The organism is Kocuria sabuli, from assembly GCF_040981185.1.
GTDB lineage: Bacteria > Actinomycetota > Actinomycetes > Actinomycetales > Micrococcaceae > Kocuria > Kocuria sabuli.
In genome coordinates this window covers 1-15359 of sequence record NZ_JAVHZE010000026.1, presented here as the reverse complement: position 1 = coordinate 15359, position 15359 = coordinate 1, and the positions used below count along the sequence as shown (strand labels likewise).

General features: G+C 74.1%; 16 protein-coding genes and 1 riboswitch. Of the genes, 9 read left to right on the top strand and 7 right to left on the bottom strand.

From position 1 onward, the window contains the following. Window position 1 precedes the first annotated feature (1 nt). Window positions 2–241, bottom strand: a complete 240-nt coding sequence (gene thiS / locus RE027_RS16780) for a sulfur carrier protein ThiS (RefSeq protein WP_368809432.1) — start codon at window positions 239–241, stop codon at window positions 2–4. After that, window positions 238–1563, bottom strand: a complete 1326-nt coding sequence (locus RE027_RS16775) for an FAD-dependent oxidoreductase (protein ID WP_368809431.1) — start codon at window positions 1561–1563, stop codon at window positions 238–240. The genes thiS and RE027_RS16775 overlap by 4 nt, the downstream gene beginning before the upstream one ends. Then, a riboswitch (TPP riboswitch) is annotated at window positions 1559–1660 on the bottom strand. (Overlaps the previous gene by 5 nt.) Before the next feature lie 15 nt (window positions 1661–1675). Here RE027_RS16775 and thiE point away from each other — a divergent pair. From thiE to RE027_RS16755, 4 genes are all read left to right on the top strand, one after another. Further along, complete coding sequence (gene thiE, locus RE027_RS16770) at window positions 1676–2395, top strand: thiamine phosphate synthase (RefSeq protein ID WP_438612446.1); 720 nt, start codon at window positions 1676–1678, stop codon at window positions 2393–2395. A 93-nt stretch (window positions 2396–2488) separates the two neighbouring features. Next, window positions 2489–3487, top strand: coding sequence for a hypothetical protein (locus RE027_RS16765; RefSeq protein WP_368809430.1), 999 nt, complete (start codon window positions 2489–2491; stop codon window positions 3485–3487). 92 nt (window positions 3488–3579) lie between these two features. Continuing rightward, window positions 3580–4371: an alpha/beta fold hydrolase gene (locus tag RE027_RS16760; protein WP_368809429.1), complete on the top strand. Its 792-nt coding sequence runs from the start codon at window positions 3580–3582 to the stop codon at window positions 4369–4371. A gap of 111 nt (window positions 4372–4482) precedes the next feature. After that, entirely contained in the window at window positions 4483–5394 is a 912-nt protein-coding gene (locus RE027_RS16755; protein ID WP_368809428.1) for a VOC family protein, read from the top strand. Window positions 5395–5490: 96 nt separating this feature from the next. Here the strand turns inward: RE027_RS16755 and madM are convergent, their stop codons facing one another. Genes madM through RE027_RS16735 form a run of 4 tightly spaced genes read right to left on the bottom strand, consistent with a single transcriptional unit; the run spans window position 5491 to window position 9451 of the window. Further along, on the bottom strand, window positions 5491–6258 hold the full coding sequence (gene madM / locus RE027_RS16750; RefSeq protein ID WP_368809427.1) for a malonate transporter subunit MadM: 768 nt from the start codon (window positions 6256–6258) through the stop codon (window positions 5491–5493). Further along, window positions 6255–6662 (bottom strand): malonate transporter subunit MadL, encoded by a 408-nt coding sequence (gene madL / locus RE027_RS16745; RefSeq protein ID WP_368809426.1) that lies wholly within the window; start codon window positions 6660–6662, stop codon window positions 6255–6257. Before madL ends, madM begins: the two co-directional genes overlap by 4 nt. 9 nt (window positions 6663–6671) lie before the next feature. Next, window positions 6672–8195: an AMP-binding protein gene (locus tag RE027_RS16740; RefSeq protein WP_368809425.1), complete on the bottom strand. Its 1524-nt coding sequence runs from the start codon at window positions 8193–8195 to the stop codon at window positions 6672–6674. Beyond that, entirely contained in the window at window positions 8192–9451 is a 1260-nt protein-coding gene (locus tag RE027_RS16735; RefSeq protein ID WP_368809424.1) for a malonyl-CoA decarboxylase domain-containing protein, read from the bottom strand. Before RE027_RS16735 ends, RE027_RS16740 begins: the two co-directional genes overlap by 4 nt. 126 nt (window positions 9452–9577) lie before the next feature. Between RE027_RS16735 and RE027_RS16730 the strand changes: the two genes are divergently transcribed. After that, window positions 9578–10219, top strand: coding sequence for a GntR family transcriptional regulator (locus RE027_RS16730; RefSeq protein WP_368809423.1), 642 nt, complete (start codon window positions 9578–9580; stop codon window positions 10217–10219). 131 nt (window positions 10220–10350) lie between these two features. On the opposite strand, the gene RE027_RS16725 is transcribed toward RE027_RS16730, so the two are convergent. After that, window positions 10351–11703 carry a carboxylesterase family protein gene (locus tag RE027_RS16725; RefSeq protein ID WP_368809422.1) on the bottom strand — a complete coding sequence of 451 codons (1353 nt, stop codon included), beginning with the start codon at window positions 11701–11703 and terminating at the stop codon, window positions 10351–10353. A gap of 169 nt (window positions 11704–11872) precedes the next feature. Between RE027_RS16725 and RE027_RS16720 the strand changes: the two genes are divergently transcribed. The 4 genes from RE027_RS16720 to RE027_RS16705 all read left to right on the top strand — a co-directional run bounded on the left by RE027_RS16720 (window position 11873) and on the right by RE027_RS16705 (window position 15060). After that, entirely contained in the window at window positions 11873–12496 is a 624-nt protein-coding gene (locus RE027_RS16720; protein WP_368809421.1) for a TetR/AcrR family transcriptional regulator, read from the top strand. Then, entirely contained in the window at window positions 12496–14196 is a 1701-nt protein-coding gene (locus RE027_RS16715; RefSeq protein WP_368809420.1) for an MDR family MFS transporter, read from the top strand. The genes RE027_RS16720 and RE027_RS16715 overlap by 1 nt, the downstream gene beginning before the upstream one ends. Window positions 14197–14435: 239 nt before the next feature. After that, a complete protein-coding gene (locus RE027_RS16710) occupies window positions 14436–14765 on the top strand; it encodes a DUF3140 domain-containing protein (protein ID WP_368809419.1) in 330 nt (109 codons plus the stop codon). 91 nt (window positions 14766–14856) lie between these two features. Continuing rightward, window positions 14857–15060 carry a hypervirulence associated TUDOR domain-containing protein gene (locus tag RE027_RS16705; RefSeq protein ID WP_368809418.1) on the top strand — a complete coding sequence of 68 codons (204 nt, stop codon included), beginning with the start codon at window positions 14857–14859 and terminating at the stop codon, window positions 15058–15060. Window positions 15061–15359: the final 299 nt, after the last annotated feature.

Here is a 15359-nt window from a genome sequence, read left to right as displayed (position 1 = left end):
GTCAGCCTCCTTGGACGGCGGTGATGATCTCGACGGACTGGCCCTCGGCCACGGGGGTGCGGGCCCAGCGGCTGCGGGGGACCACCGCGGCGTCCACCGCCACGGCCACGCCCAGGCGGCGGCCGTCCAGCGGGGCGCCGTCAGGGCCCAGGGGGCGCCCGACGGTCTCGGCCACGAGGTCGACGACGGTGGTGCCCCCGGCCACGGCGTGCGGGCGGCCGTTGAGGGTGATGGCGGTCATCGGGTGCTCCTGTTCGGGTGGCGGGGTCCGGCCGCGGCCGGGTCGGGGTCCTCGGGGGGCGCCCCGGCGGGGCGGTCGAAGCGGTGCGGGTCGGTGCTGGCCAGGTGCCCCGCGTCGTCGTCCGGCACGGCCCCGCCCAGGACCAGTCGCGCGGCGAGGCGGGCGGCCAGCGGGGTGAGCAGGACGCCGTGGCGGAAGTAGCCCGTGGAGACCACGAGGCCGGGCACGGGCTCCCCCGCCGGGCCGCGGATGCGGCCCAGGTACGGGATGTCGTCCGGGGTGCCGGGCCGGGCGCGGGCCATGGCCTCGACCAGCTCGAGGTCGGCGACGCCCGGCACGAGGGCCTGGGCGTCGCGCAGCAGCCGGAACACGCCCCCGGCGCTGGTCCCCTCGAGGTCGTCCTCGCGCGAGGTCGCCCCGATCACCACCGTCCCGTCGGCCCGGGGCACCAGGTAGACGGGCACCCCGTGGACCAGGCCGCGGACGGTGCGCTCGAGCAGCGCGGGCGCCCCGCCGGGCACGCGGGTGCGGAGGATGTCCCCGTGCACCGGGCGCAGCGGCGGGCGCCAGGACCCGGGCAGACCCTCGAGGCCGGCGAGGCCCGTGCCCGGCGCGAGGACCGTCTCCGCCGCCGAGACCATCCCGCCGCCGGCCAGGTGCACGCCGGTGACCGCGCCGTCGGCGCTGCTGCGCAGGCCCACGGCGCGGTCGTGCACGAGGCGGGCCGGCCCGCCGTCGGGGCCTCCCGCCCGGCAGGTCTCCGGCAGCCCGGGGGCGACGAGGGCGGCGAGCAGCGCGGCCACGAGCCGGCGCGGGTCGACCTGGTGGTCGTCGGGGATGCGGTGCACGGCGGACAGCCGCGGGCTCAGGGCCGGCTCCAGGGCCCGGGCGGCGCGCAGGGTCAGCGGCTCCACGGCCATGCCGTGGCGCCGCTGCAGCTCGCGCAGGTCGGCCAGGGCCTGCCGGTCGGCCGCGTCGACGCCGCAGACGAGGGTCTCGGTGGTGCGGTAGCCGACCGACCCGTCCGCCGCCTCCTCGAGGGCGGCCACGAAGGCCGGGTACGCGGCGGCCGAGTCCGTCATGAGGGGGTAGAGCGGCTCCTGCTGGTACTGGACCTCGCTGACCGGGGCGAGCATCCCGGCCGCGGCGCGGCTGGCCCCGGAGCCGGGCTCGGGATCCACCACGGCCACCGAGCGGCCGCGGCGGCGCAGCTCCCAGGCCGTGGCCAGGCCGACCACACCGGCACCGACCACGGCGACGTCGGCCCGGACATGCTCGGGGTCCGGGTACGGGACGGCAGGTGCGGGAGGCGCAGACGTCACGGGCGATGTCCTTTCCTACGGCGGCATGACCCGCATCAGGTGTGGCGGTCGGCGCTGGACGCCCTCTCAGCCCGGTGGGGCTCCCGCAGAACCGCTGACCTATCATCAGCGTGTGAACCAGCATACCCAGGACACCTCCGCCCCCGCCGAGTCCCCGCTGAGAGGCGCCCGGGCGGACAAGCTCTTCGCCGCCCGGCTCTACGTGTGCACGGACGCCCGCCGCGCGCAGGGCGACCTCGAGGATTTCCTGCACGCCGCCTACGCCGGCGGGGCGAGCATCGTCCAGCTGCGGGACAAGGGCATCGACGCCGACGAGGAGATCGCCGCGCTGCGCCTCCTGGGCCGGGTCGCCGCCGAGTACGACGCCCTGTTCGCCGTCAACGACCGCGCCGACGTCGCCGCGCTCGTGGGCGCCGACGTCTTCCACGTGGGCCAGCACGACCTCACCCCCGCCCAGGCCCGGCAGCTGCTCGGCCCGGACGTGCTGATCGGCCGATCCACGCACGACCTCGGCCAGGCCCGGACCGCGCTCGCCGACCCGGACGTCGACTACTTCTGCACCGGGCCCGTGTGGGAGACGCCCACCAAGCCGGGGCGGCCCGCCACCGGCCTCGGGTTCGTCCGGGCGGTCGCCGAGCTGACCGGCACCCGGCTGGACGCCGATCCGGAGGCCGCGCCCGTGCCGTGGTTCGCCATCGGCGGCATCGACGAGCAGCGGCTCCCGGAGGTCCTGGCGGCCGGCGCGCGCGGTGCCGTCGTCGTCCGCGCGGTCACCGAGGCTCCCGACCCGCGGGCCGCCGCCGGGCAGCTGCGCAGCCTGCTCCCCGCCTGAACTCCCCACCGGCTCCCCGCGGCCGCACAGCCCCGTCTGAGAGCATGGACCTGTCAGAGAGCATGGACCCGGACGACGACGGAGGAGTGGCCCATGGACCCCGAGCTCGACCCCCAGGTGCGGCACGCGGTGCAGCATCCCGCGCAGACCGCCCGCGGCCCGGAGGACGTGCAGCTGCGCGTCCGGCTGGCCGGTGAGCCCGCCCGGCGGGCGCTGGGCGCCCACTGGGAGGAGGGCGCCCCGGAGGACGCCCCGCCCGGCGAGGACCGGCTCGCGGCGGCCGTGCTGCTGGCCACCCTCTTCGGCGACACGTTCTGGCTCGAGCGGGCGGCCCGGCTGCCCGGCGACGTCCCCGGGTGCCCCTCGGCGCCGCCGAGCGGGCTGCTGGAGCTCACCCGCGTGCCCGGCGCCCGGGCGGCCATGGCCTCGGTCCTGGAGCGGTCCCTGCTCACGGGGCTGCTGGAGTGGGGCACGAACCCGCTGCCCGAGCAGCCGCCGCTCGCCGTGGCACAGGCCGCCCGGGACCTGGGCATTCCCGACGACGGTCGGGTCTACCGGGTGGTGCGCCGCCGGGCCGAGCGCTTCCTCGCCCGGGAGTACGACGGCTCCGAGGAGCTGGAGCGGTTCGTGGCGCTGCTGACGGAGGCCGAGAAGGGCCACCGCGAGGACGGCCCCGTGCTCTCCGGCGAGACGCTGCCGCCCGCCGGTCCGTCGGCACCGGGAGACCCTGGGTCCGGACCGGCGCCGTCGAACCCCTCGATCGCGGACGCCCCCGAGGCCCCCCGGTGGGGCGTCAGCCCGTCGACGCCCGCCCCGCCGCCGCCCGGGCAGCTCGGCCGGCCCGGCGAGCCCGGCGGGCCGTTCCCCGGCCAGGCACAGGGCGGCCCGTTCCCCGGTCCGGGGGCCGGCGGACCGATGGCCGGACCCGGCGGCCCGATGGCCGGACCCGGGGGATCGATGGCCGGACCCGGGGGGTGGCCGCCGCGCCAGGCCTCCGACCCGGAGGAGGACGACTCCGACAACCTCAAGGCCTGGGGCCTCGTCCTCCTCGTCATCGTGGCGGTCATCGCGGCGCTGATCTTCGTCCTCTGACCACCGCCCGGCCCGGGGGCCGCCCCCCCTGGGCCGGTCCGCAGGCCGGGCGGCGCTGGCCAGGCGGCTCGCCGTCGGCGAGGATCGGGGTCATGGACATGCACCACGAACGGCTCGGCACCGGCAGGCCCCTGCTCCTGATCCACGGTCTCGGCTCGACCTGGCGGACCTGGGACCCGGTGCTCGCCGGCCTGGCCGCCCACCGCGAGGTGATCGCCCTGGACCTGCCCGGTTTCGGCGCCACCGCTCCACTGGAGGGCGAGGTGACGGTCGCGCGCCTGGCCGACGCGGTCTCCGGCTTCATCGACACCCACGGGCTGGCGGGGGTCGACCTGCTGGGCAGCTCGGTCGGCGCCCGGCTCGTGCTGGAGCTCGCCCGGCGCGGCGTCGGGGGCACCGCCGTCGCCCTGTCCCCCGGGGGCTTCTGGAGCCCCCGGCAGCGCCTCGTCTTCGGCCTCTCGATCGGCGCCTCCATCCGGCTGGTCCGGGCCCTCCGGCCGGTGCTCCCGGCGCTGACCCGCAACCCGGTCACCCGCACCGCGCTGCTCGCCCAGCTCAGCCCCCGGCCGTGGGCCCTGGACCCGCAGCTGGTCCTGCGCGAGCTGCGCACGTGGGCGACGTCCCCCAGCTACGACGCCCTCCTGCACGACCTGGTGCACGGACCCGACCAGGAGGGAGCCACCCGGGCGCAGACCCCGGGAGACGTCGTCATCGGCTGGGGTCGCCAGGACCGGGTGGTCACCCCGAGCCAGGCGCACCGCGCCCTCGAGCGGTTCCCCGGCGCCGAGCTGCACTGGTTCGACTCCTGCGGCCACTTCCCGATGTGGGACCGGCCCGCGGAGACCGTCGAGCTCGTGCTGAGCCGGACGGGCGGAACGGGCTGACCCGCGAGCGCCTCCTGGCGAGGCGCATTTACTTGCACTGGAAAGCTTTTAGGGGCTATCCTTGAGGACATATCAACCATTGTGTTGCCGATGCCGACGGAGAGCCCCGAGATGCCGATCTTTCCCCAGAACCCCGACCCCCGGAGCCTGACGGCACGCCCGGCCGAGGACCTGCTGTCCGCCGGGACCCGGATGGGCGCCGTCGAGCTGCTCGTGTCCGACCTGGACACGATGCTCGCCTACTACACGGACGCCGTCACCCTGGAGGTGCTCGCCCACGCCGGGGACACCGCGGTCCTGGGCCGGGACGGCCGGACGGTGGTGCGCCTGCGCCAGGTGAAGGAGCTGCCGCCGGCCCGCCGCGGACAGGCCGGGCTGTTCCACACCGCAGTGCTCTTCGAGGACGAGCCGGCGCTGGCGGCGGCCCTGGCCTCCGTCGCCGCCGTGGCCCCGCGCTCCTTCACCGGCAGCGCCGACCACCTCTACAGCCAGGCCTTCTACTTCGACGACCCCGAGGGCAACGGCGTGGAGCTCTACACCGACCGCCCACGGGAGACGTGGCGGCGGGAGGGCAGCGGACTGCTGACGCTGGCGTCCGAGCCGCTGGACCCGAACGGCTTCCTGCAGGAGCACCTGGTCGAGCGGGACGGGCGGCGCCCCGTGGCACCGCCGGCCACCCTGGGCCACGTGCACCTGCAGGTGGGTGACATCCCGCTCGGCCGGCAGTTCTACGTGGACGTCCTGGGCTTCGAGGTGATGAGCGACATCGGCTCGGCACTGTTCGTCGCGGCGGGCGGCTACCACCACCACATCGCGCTCAACACCTGGCACAGCGCGGGGGCGGGGCCGCGCGCGGCCTCCCTGGGACTGGGGCAGGTCAACATCGACCTGCCGGGCGCCGACGACGTCGCCGCCCTGCAGGCCCGGCTGGCGGACCACCGGATCCCCACCCGGCACGACGGCGCCGTGCTGCGCTTCGAGGACCCGTGGCGCACCCTGATCCAGGTGGGCGTCGCGGCCTGAGGTCCTGGAGTCCCACCGGCGCGGGGGCGTGTCCTTCCGTCCCGGTCCGGGACGGAAGGACACGCCCCCCCGCCGTCGAGCCGGGCGGCCGGTCCGTCAGCCGCCGGTGACGGCCACCAGGGCGAAGTAGAAGACCGACGGCACCAGCAGGACGCCCATGCCCGTGAAGAAGGTCGCGGTCATGGCCCCGTAGGGCACGAGCCGCTCGTCGGTGGCGGCCAGTCCGCCGGCCACCCCGGACGTGGTGCCCATCAGCCCCCCGTACGCCATGGCCGACTTGTAGTTGTCGAGCCGGATCAGCGGGGCGATGAACGGCGTGCCGACCATGACGACCACGGACTTGACCAGGCCGGCCGCGACGCTGAGCGCGATGACCTCGCTGCTGGCGCCCAGCGCCGTCCCGGTCACCGGACCGACGATGTAGGTGGCCGCCCCGCCCCCGATCGTCGCCATGCTGACGGGATCGGAGTAGCCGAAGGCGGCGGCGATCGCCGCACCGACGGCCGCCGAGACGAACACGCCCAGCAGCACGGCGAGCACTCCGGTGACCCCCGCCTTCCGGATCACGTCCAGGTCCACGCCGTAGGCGGTCGAGACGATGGCGAAGTCGCGCAGCATGGCTCCGCCCATGAGGCCGAGCCCTGCGAAGACCGCGATGTCCGCCAGGCCGCGCTCGCCCCCGGTGTGGAGGCCGCCGAAGTAGGCGAGGACGAGACCGATGGTGATGGCGATGGCCGAGCCCTGGAGCCGGCCCCGGGTCAGCTTCCGGGAGAAGTAGTTCGAGACCAGGATGAGCACCCCGACGAGGAGGAACGCGAAGACGAGGCCGTTGCCCTCCAGCACCCCTGCGATGACGTCCGTCATGCGACTCCCTCCATCGTCCTGTCCTGCTCCAGGGGAGGCAGCGGCTCCGCCTGGCCCCCGATCCTGGCGAGCACGGGCACGAGTGCGGCCCCCGCGACGATCGCCGCCAGCCCGACCAGCAGGGCCATGGGACCCCCGGTCACGGCGGAGACCACGTTCTGCGTGGCCGCCATGGCCACCACGATCGGAATGTACATCGCACTCCAGAAGAACACCCCGTGCTCGGTCGCCGAGGGGAGCATGCCGGCCCTCCGCATCCGGTGGGTGACGAGCACGAGCAGCACCATGGCGAAGCCGACGCCGCCCACGTTGGCGTCGACCCCCATCAACAGTCCCAGGAACTCACCGATGAGCATTCCCGCCAGGAAGCACCCGGCCAGTACTGCGACGCCTGTGATGATCATGTCCGCCCCTCAGCTCTTGGGTCCGGTCGGTGCCTGCTGGAACAGCGCTGCGTGCTCCTGGCGCAGCGCCGCCTTCTGGATCTTGCCCATCACGTTGCGCGGCAGCTCGTCGGCGAACTCGACCCTCCGTGGCTGCTTGAACCGCGCCAGCCTCGGCCGGATGGACGCGAGGATCTCCTCGGGATCGACGGCGGCGCCGTGGGGCACGACGACGGCGACGGGCACCTCCCCGAGGTCGGGGTGCGGCACGCCGACGACCGCCGACTCCCGCACCGAGGGGTGCTCGTCGATGAGCTCCTCGATCTCCTTGGGATAGATGTTGTAGCCGCCCGAGATGATGAGGTCCTTGTCCCGCCCCACGATGGAGAGATAGCCGTCGTCGTCGAACACGCCCAGGTCCCCGGTGACGAAGTAGCCGTCGTCGGTGAACTCCTCGGCGGTCTTCTCCGGCATGTTCCAGTACTCCCGGAAGACGTTGGGGCCCGCCACCTGGATCGAGCCGACCTCGCCGGCCGGGAGCTCGGTGTTCGTCTCGCGCTCGACGACGCGGATGCTGATGCCCGGCAGCGGCGGACCGACCGTTCCGGCCCGGCGCTCACCGTCGTAGGGGTTGGAGCACATCATGCCGGTCTCGGTCATGCCGTAGCGCTCGAGGATGGCGTGGCCGGTCCGGGCCCGCCACTCGTGGTGCGTCTCGGCGGTCAGGGGCGCCGAGCCGCTGACGAACAGCCGCATGTCCTGCGTGCGCTCGGCCGTCACGTCCGGGTGCCGGAGCAGGCGGGTGTAGAACGTCGGCACCCCCATGAGCACGGTGGACCCGGGCATCAGGTCGACGATCGCCTGGGGGTCGAGCTTGGGCAGGAAGTGCATGGTGGCACCGGTTGTCACCGACATGTTGACGGCCACGAAGAGCCCGTGGATGTGGAAGATCGGCAGCGCGTGGATGAGCACGTCGTCGTGCGTGTACCGCCACGCCTCGGTCAGGGTGGCACAGTTGCTGGCGAGGTTGCGGTGGGTCAGCACGGCGCCCTTGGAGCGCCCCGTCGTGCCCGAGGTGTAGAGGATCGCCGCCGGCGCGTCCGGCTCGACGGCGACCGGAGGCGCCGGCGGTGCGTCCTCCCGCTCGAAGAGCGTGCCGGTCCGGTGCGGGCCCATCGACACGAAGGAGACGCCGTCGGGGCTGCGCCCGGCGAGGTCCTCCTCCTGCCCGGGGCTGCAGACGAACAGCGCCGGCCGGGCGTCCTCGACGAAGTACTGGAGCTCGCTGCCGGTGTAGGCCGTGTTCAGCGGCAGGTAGATCGCCCCGACCCGCAGGGTGGCCAGGTAGAGCGCGATGACCTCGGGCAGCTTCTCGACCTGGGCCGCGACCCGGTCCCCGGGCCGCACGCCGAGGGCGGTCAGGGTCCCGGCCAGCCGTTCGGTCAGCTCGTGGGCCGCGGCATAGGTCAGCCGCCGACCGTCCGGCTCGATGGTGAGCGCGGTGTCCCCGTGCCTCGCCACGGCGTCCTCGAACAGCTGGTAGATGGTTCTCATGTCGTCTCCTGGGTGGTGGTCCGTCGGTGGGCCGCTGCCGCGGCGCGGGACGCCGTCGCGGCGACCGGGCCGGGTTCGTCCTCGTCAGGGAGGTCGTCGTGGTGTTCGTCGTAGAGGTAATTGACCATGAGCCCGAAGGACTGGTCGAGGACGTGCTGCTCGGTGCTCGCCGGCCAGCTGATGCGGTGCAGGGCGGCGCCGTTGCGCAGGTGGAACCGGGCCACGCGGTCCAGGGGCCGGCCGCGGCCGTCGGTGCTCTCCAGGAGGTAGCTGCGGGCCGCGGCGGTGATCGCCGGCCGGAGCGCGTCGACGGCCTCGGCCGTGCCCCCGGGCCGCAGGGCCGCGTCCGCCGCGTCGGCCAGACGCCTCCCCCCGGCCCCGTCGGCGGGCCGCTCCTCCAGCCAGCTCCGGAAGCCCGGCACCGGCGAGAGCGTCACGAAGGTGGTGACCCCGGGGTCGTGCCGTCGCACGTGGGCGATCACCTGCTTGATGAGGTGGTTGCCGAACGGGATGCCCCGCAGTCCCGGGAACGTGTTGTTGATGGAGTACAGCGTCGCCACCGTCTTGGACGCGCTCCGCTGCGCACGGTCGAGGTCGGTGATGAAGTCCGTCGAGGCGGGGATCTCCTCGGTCAGGGCCACCTCGACGAAGATCAGCGGGCGGTCGCCCATGGAGGGGTGCAGGAAGGCGAAGCACTTGCGGTCCGCGGGCTCCAGCCGGGACCGCAGGTCCGCCCAGCCGCCGAGCGGATGCACCGACTCGTACTCGAGGATGTGCTCGACGAGCGAGCTGGGCGAGCTCCAGGAGAGCTCGTGGAGCTTCAGGAACCCGGCGTTGAACCAGGACCGGAACAGGTGCAGGAAGTCCTGGTCCACCGGCTCGAGCTCGGGATGCTCGTCCAGCACCTCCAGGAACCGCGAGCGCATGGTGACGAGGCGGAAGGTGCCGTCCTCCGCCAGGTTCAGGGCCCGCAGCAGCGCCTGCCGCGGCGACTCGCTGGCCGCGTGCAGGAGCTGGGCCGACTGCTGGGAGGGTGTCGCCTGCCAGCGGGCGATGGCGTCGTCCACAGTGGCCGGGGCCGCCACCAGGTCGCCGTGGAGGTGGTGGAAGAACGCCGCCTGCCCCTCGGGACCGAGCCCCTCGAACTGCTCCAGCACGGAGGATGCCAGGGCCGGCTTGAAGTGGCCGTCGCCGACGTCGAGCAGCGCGGCGCACTGCTCGGTCAGCCTCCTCGGGAGGTGGGGTGAAGCGTCCATGATGAGCTCCTGCATGATGTATATATCTCGTGCGTTGTTGTATATATGAAGGAACTGTAGAGCATTTCTGTGAGCTGCACCACAGTGGGCCTGGACTAGATTGGGACCATCGCCGAAGGAGCAACGATGACAGAAGCCGTGCGCGTGCGGCGGGGCCTGGAGGAGGCCATCGTCGCCGGCCGCTATCGACCGGGCGACAAGCTGGACCTGACGAGCATCTCCGCGGAGTACGGGTGCTCCCGGACGCCGGTCCGCGACGCCCTGCAGCACCTGAGCAACTCGGGGCTGGTGCAGATCCGGCCCAAGCACGGGACGTTCGTCTCCCGCCTGGGCGTGCGCGAGCTCGCGGAGCGGTTCGAGGTCATGGCCGACCTGGAAGGCCTCTGCGCCGAGCTGGCCGCGCGGAGGATGAGCCCCGGGACGGCGGCGGAGATGACCGCGGGACTCGAGGCCTGTCAGCACTTCGTGGCGCAGGGCGACCCGGACGGCTACTACGACGCCAACAGCCGCTTCCACCGGGCGATCTACGCGGGCTCCGGCAACGAGTTCCTGCGCACCGAGACGGAGAAGCTCCAGGCGGGCCTGGAGGTCTACCGGCGCCTCCAGCTGCGCGTGGGCGACCGGATGACCAGGAGCCTGGGCGAGCACCGGGAGATCGCCCGGGCCATCCTCGAGCACGACCCGGACACGGCCAGGACCCGGGCGCGGGCCCATGTGAAGATCCAGGGCGACGAGTACGCCGACCTGGTGCTGAGGGGCGGCGCCTGAGCGTCGACGGCCTCGCGGCCCCGGACCTCCTGGCCCGGACGTCTTGGTGCAGTACCGCCGGAGGGCCCACCCGGCACGACGGCGCGGCGCCTCGAGGACCGGGCGGGGAGTCCCGGGACGGGCGCGCCGGGTCAGGCGCCCCGGGCCGGCGTCCGGACGCGCCGGTGGCGCAGGACGCCCGGGATCCGGCCGGTGTCGCCGATCGGCTCGCCGCGGGCGAAGTCGGCCCACAGGCGGCGGACCTGCCGGCCGCAGGCGTCGATGTCCGCCCACGCGGCGCCGGCGACCAGCCCGGTGCCGACCCAGGTCCGCTCGTCGCCGAAGAGCAGGGGCAGGTCGACCGTGTGGGCGGCGCCGTACGGGTTGCCGGGGGCCGCCCAGGAGATCACGTACCGATGGGCCGTTCCGCCCGCCCGCACGTGCCGCCGCGCGAAGCGGCCGATCGCCCGGGAGTAGACCGCCGAGGTCGCCCACCCCACGACGGCGCGGCGGAGCACCGGGCCCAGGAGCGGGACGCGGGTCCACCGCTGGAGGACGGGCACCGTGGGCAGGTAGAACCGCGCCTCCTCGGTGGTGCGCCCGATGAGGACGTCGATGTGCGGTGCGGCCCGGTCCCAGGCCGCGTCGACCTCCTCCTCGACGGGCAGCGGGTGGTGCCCGTACTGGGTGCCGAAGGGCATCGCGCCCATGAGCCCGAAGGAGGCGGCGCGGGCCTCGACGTCGGCCTGGGCGGCCACCACGTCGGCGGCGGGCATGCCGGCCGTGACGGCCTCGGCCGCCTCGGCCATGGCGGCGTTCATCCTCCGGCGGCCGCGGGCGATGCCCAGCGGCGGGCTCTGGAGGATCGCGCGCCGGAACAGCGCCTCCGCGCCGGGCACGGCCATGAGGTGGGCCACGGCGTCGCCGCCGGCGGACTGGCCGAAGGCGGTCACCCGGCGCGGGTCGCCCCCGAAGGCGGCGATGTTGCGCTGCACCCACTGGAAGGCCTGGAGCTGGTCGAGCAGTCCGAGGTTGGCGGGGCGGGCGTGCCCGGAGCCCAGGTAGCCGAAGAGCCCCAGCCGGTAGGTGACGGTCACGACCACCACGCGCTGCTCGGCCACCAGCGGCTTCGGGTCCATGATCGGGGCGTCCCCGGCGCCGGTGGTGTAGGAGCCGCCGTGGATCCAGACCAGCACCGGCAGGCCCTCGTCGGCCCGCGCGTCGCGGGGGAGGGTCACCGACAGCCGCTGGCAGGCCTCGTCCTGCGGCAGGCCCCGGAGCGCCTCGCCCAGGACCGAGGCCAGGAAGGGCGAGCGGAGCTGGGGGCAGGCCGGCGCCGGTGCCGTGGCGTCCAGCGGCTCCGCCCAGTCGTCCGTGGGGGCGGGGGCCGTGAACCGGTCGGCGACGGCGTAGGGGATGCCGCTCGCCCGGACCACCTCGCCGTCGGCCCGGCCGTGGACGGGACCGCACGGCGGGGTGAACGTGATCGTGGTGGTCGTGGCCATGCGTCCTTCTCTCGGCGGTGGGGCAGCGCGGTCGTCCCTGTCGGGACGTCCGCTGCGCTCGTGCGCTCTCGGTACAGGTCCGGGCGGCCGTGCGCTATTCCCCGACCCGGCCGGTGCCCGGCAAAATATTGCAGTGGTGCAAAACGTGCAGAAGTGCAAGAATATTGGGGTGAACACCGCTTCCCCTCCCTCCCTGCGCGCCCGCAAGAAGGCCGAGACCTGGGCCGCCATCCACGAGGCGGCCGCCGGTCTGGCGCTCGAGCGCGGCGTCGAGGGCGCCACGGTCGAGGCCATCGCCACGGCGGCGGGCGTCTCCCAGCGCACCTTCTTCAACTACTTCCCGGCCAAGGAGGACGCCGTCCTGGGCATGCGGGCCCCCTGGCTGGACCCGGAGCTGCTGGAGGGCTTCTCCCTCGAGCACGACCTGCTGGGACAGGTCTCGCGCCTGCTCCTGGCCGTGACCCGCAGCGCCTACGCCGGCCGGGACGCGGAGCGGCGCCGGCAGCTGCTGGAGGACCACCCGAGCCTGGGCCGGCGCCGGCACGAGCTGACCCTCGAGGCCGAGGCCCTGGTGCGCCGCACGCTCGCCGAGCTGCTGGCCGCGGACCCCGAGTGGTCCGCCGGGATCGGGGAGCACCGCGTGGACGACGTCGCCCGGATGCTCGTCATCCTCAGCGGCGTCCCGCTGCGCTTCGCCCTCACCGCCGAGGGCTACTCCCCCGCGCACGGCCTGCCGGCCGAGGACCACGAGTCGGCGCTCGCCCTCTTCCACCGCCTCCAGGAGAAGCTCTGATGACCCGCTCCCCCGCCCACCGGGCCGAACCGGCCCCCGCCGCCCAGCACCTGGCGCTGCTCTTCGTCGGCCTGATGCTCTCGATGCTGCTGGCCGCGCTGAACCAGACCGTGCTCAGCACGGCCCTGCCCACGATCGTGGGCGAGCTCAACGGCGTGAACGAGATGCTGTGGGTGATCACGGCCTACATCCTCGCCTCGACGATCATGATGCCGGTCTACGGCAAGCTCGGGGACCTGATGGGCCGCAAGCCGCTGCTGCTGGGCGCGATCCTGGTGTTCATGGCCGGCTCCGTCGTCGGCGCGCTCGCGGGCACCATCGAGGTCCTCATCGCGGCCCGCGCGATCCAGGGCCTCGGCGGCGGCGGGCTGATCATCCTCTCCCAGGCCGCCATCGCCGACGTGGTCCCCGCCCGGGAGCGCGGGAAGTACATGGGCGTCATGGGCGGGGTGTTCGCGGTGGCCTCGGTGGCCGGGCCGCTGCTGGGCGGCTGGTTCACCGAGGGGCCCGGCTGGCGCTGGGTCTTCTGGATCAACATTCCGCTCGGGCTGCTGGCCCTGGCCGGAGCCGTCCTGTTCCTCAAGCTCCCCCGGCACCGCGGCCGGCCGCGCCTGGACGTCGGCGGCATGGTGCTGCTGGCCGTGGCCACGACCTGCCTGGTCCTGTTCGCCACCTGGGGCGGCGGCCGGTACGCCTGGTCCGACCCCGTGATCCTCGGCCTGATCGCCGGGACGCTCGTGACCGCCGCCGCCTTCGTGCTGGTGGAGCGGCGCACCGCCGAGCCGATCATCCCGATGCACCTGTTCCGCGAGCGCAACTTCGTGCTCACCACCGTCGCGGGTCTGCTCACCGGCGTGGCGATGTTCGGGGCCCTCGGCTACCTGCCGACCTATCTGCAGATGGTCTTCGGCGTCGACGCCACCGCGTCCGGGCTGCTGATGGTGCCGATGATGGGCACCCTGCTCGTGACCTCGGTGCTCGCCGGGCGGGCGGTGAGCCGGACCGGGCGCTACAAGTGGCTGCCGGTGGTGGGCAGCGTGGTCGTGGCCGTGGCCATGGGCCTGCTCTCGACCCTGACCCCCGAGCAGGGCGTGTGGCACGTGTGCCTCTACATCGCGCTCCTGGGCCTGGGACTGGGCCTGTCCATGCAGGTGCTCGTGCTCATCGTGCAGAACACCTTCCCGCTGCGGCAGGTCGGCACGGCCACCGCGGCGAACAACTTCTTCCGCCAGATCGGTGCCACGCTGGGCGCCGGGGTGGTGGGCAGCGTCTTCGCGGGCCGGCTGGCCGGCCTGCTGGCGGAGCGGCTCCCGGCGGCCGCGCTCGAGGGCGGCGCGGGCGGGGCCGACTCGCTCACCCCCGCCGTGGTCGCCGCCCTGCCGCCGGCGCTGCGCGAGCCGATCGTGTCCTCCTACAACGACGCCCTGACCCCCATCTACCTCTGGGTCGTGCCCCTGGGGCTGCTGGCGGCCGCGCTGCTGTGCTTCGTCACCGAGAAGCCGCTGGCCACGACGATCGAGCAGGACGTCGAACCCGAGTCGCTCGCCGAGGGCGGCCTCGTGGTCACCGCCGACGAACCGGCCGTCCGGCCGGGCGAGGAGCGGGCCGACGGCGGCCGGGATCCCGGCCGAGCGCGCGAGGACGCCGGGAGCTCGGCCGTTCTCGAGCCCGCCTCCGGGCCGGCCTCCGGATCGCGGTAGACCGCGGCGCCACCGCTCCGGCGCAGCCGCTCCGGCGCGGCACGCCCTGCCCGGTCGTCCCCGCGCGGGGACGACCGGTGCAACCGTCCCGATCCGGCCGCGCGATACCCCCGGAAGAGGTGCCCGGAAGGGCTCGCCGCAGCACGGCCCGCTCCGTAGGCTGGGAACCGCGCTCGCACACGGCCGGGCGCCGGGCGGCCCGGACGCGGCCGCCCGCGGACGGACGCGAGGAGCGCGGAATGAGCGACAGCGACGACACCGTCGGCCAGGACTTCGACGAGGCCGTCAACATGACGGCCGAGCAGCTCTCGGACTGGCTGGACACCGAGGAGTCCGAGTCGGTGGGACAGGACGACGGCGGCGAGTCGGTGGGCCACCGATCGGGACGGCGCATCGTGGAGATCCTGCGGAAGAAGAAGGGTGAGCGCACCGGTTCCGACGAGGAGCACATGCGCAAGGTCGTCGGCTACGTCCACCGCCACCTGGCCCAGCGACCCGACGGGGACGTCAGCGAGACCCGGTGGCGGTACTCCCTGATGAACTGGGGCCACGACCCGCTGAAGGACTGAGGCCCCACGGGACCACCGAGCACAGGACAGCGGCGTGCGGTCGCCCCGGAGACGGTCCGCACCCGGCGAGGCACGAGGAGAGGAACAGCGCATGAGTCTGAGCAAGGGCACGAAGGTCACCTGGAACACCCCGCAGGGCACGACCGAGGGCACCGTGGTCGAGAAGAGGACCGAGGACTTCGAGCTCGACGGGCACACGTTCCGGGCGAGTGAGGACGACCCCCGCTACGTCGTCGAGTCCGACAGCTCCGGCGCCCGCGCGGCGCACAAGCCCGATGCCCTGACCGAGGCGTAGGCCGGCGCCGCGGCTGCTGCTGCGCGGCCCGTCCGCACGCCGTCCGCGTGCCGCCGCGCCAGGTGTCCCTCGTGGAGCGGACGACGTCCATGAGCCCCGCAAGATCAGTAGATCATCTAGTTACCAGAGGAATTGAATTCACGATCGTCTAGAATGCCCGCATGCTTGCACACCACCCGACATCCTCCGGCTACTGGTACGGCACCAGTGACGACGGCGCCACCGGTCCCGGTGCGGTGCAGGTGCTGGAGGCCCTGCGGGCCTACCGCACCGCCGAGACCGCCATGCGCCGCCGCACC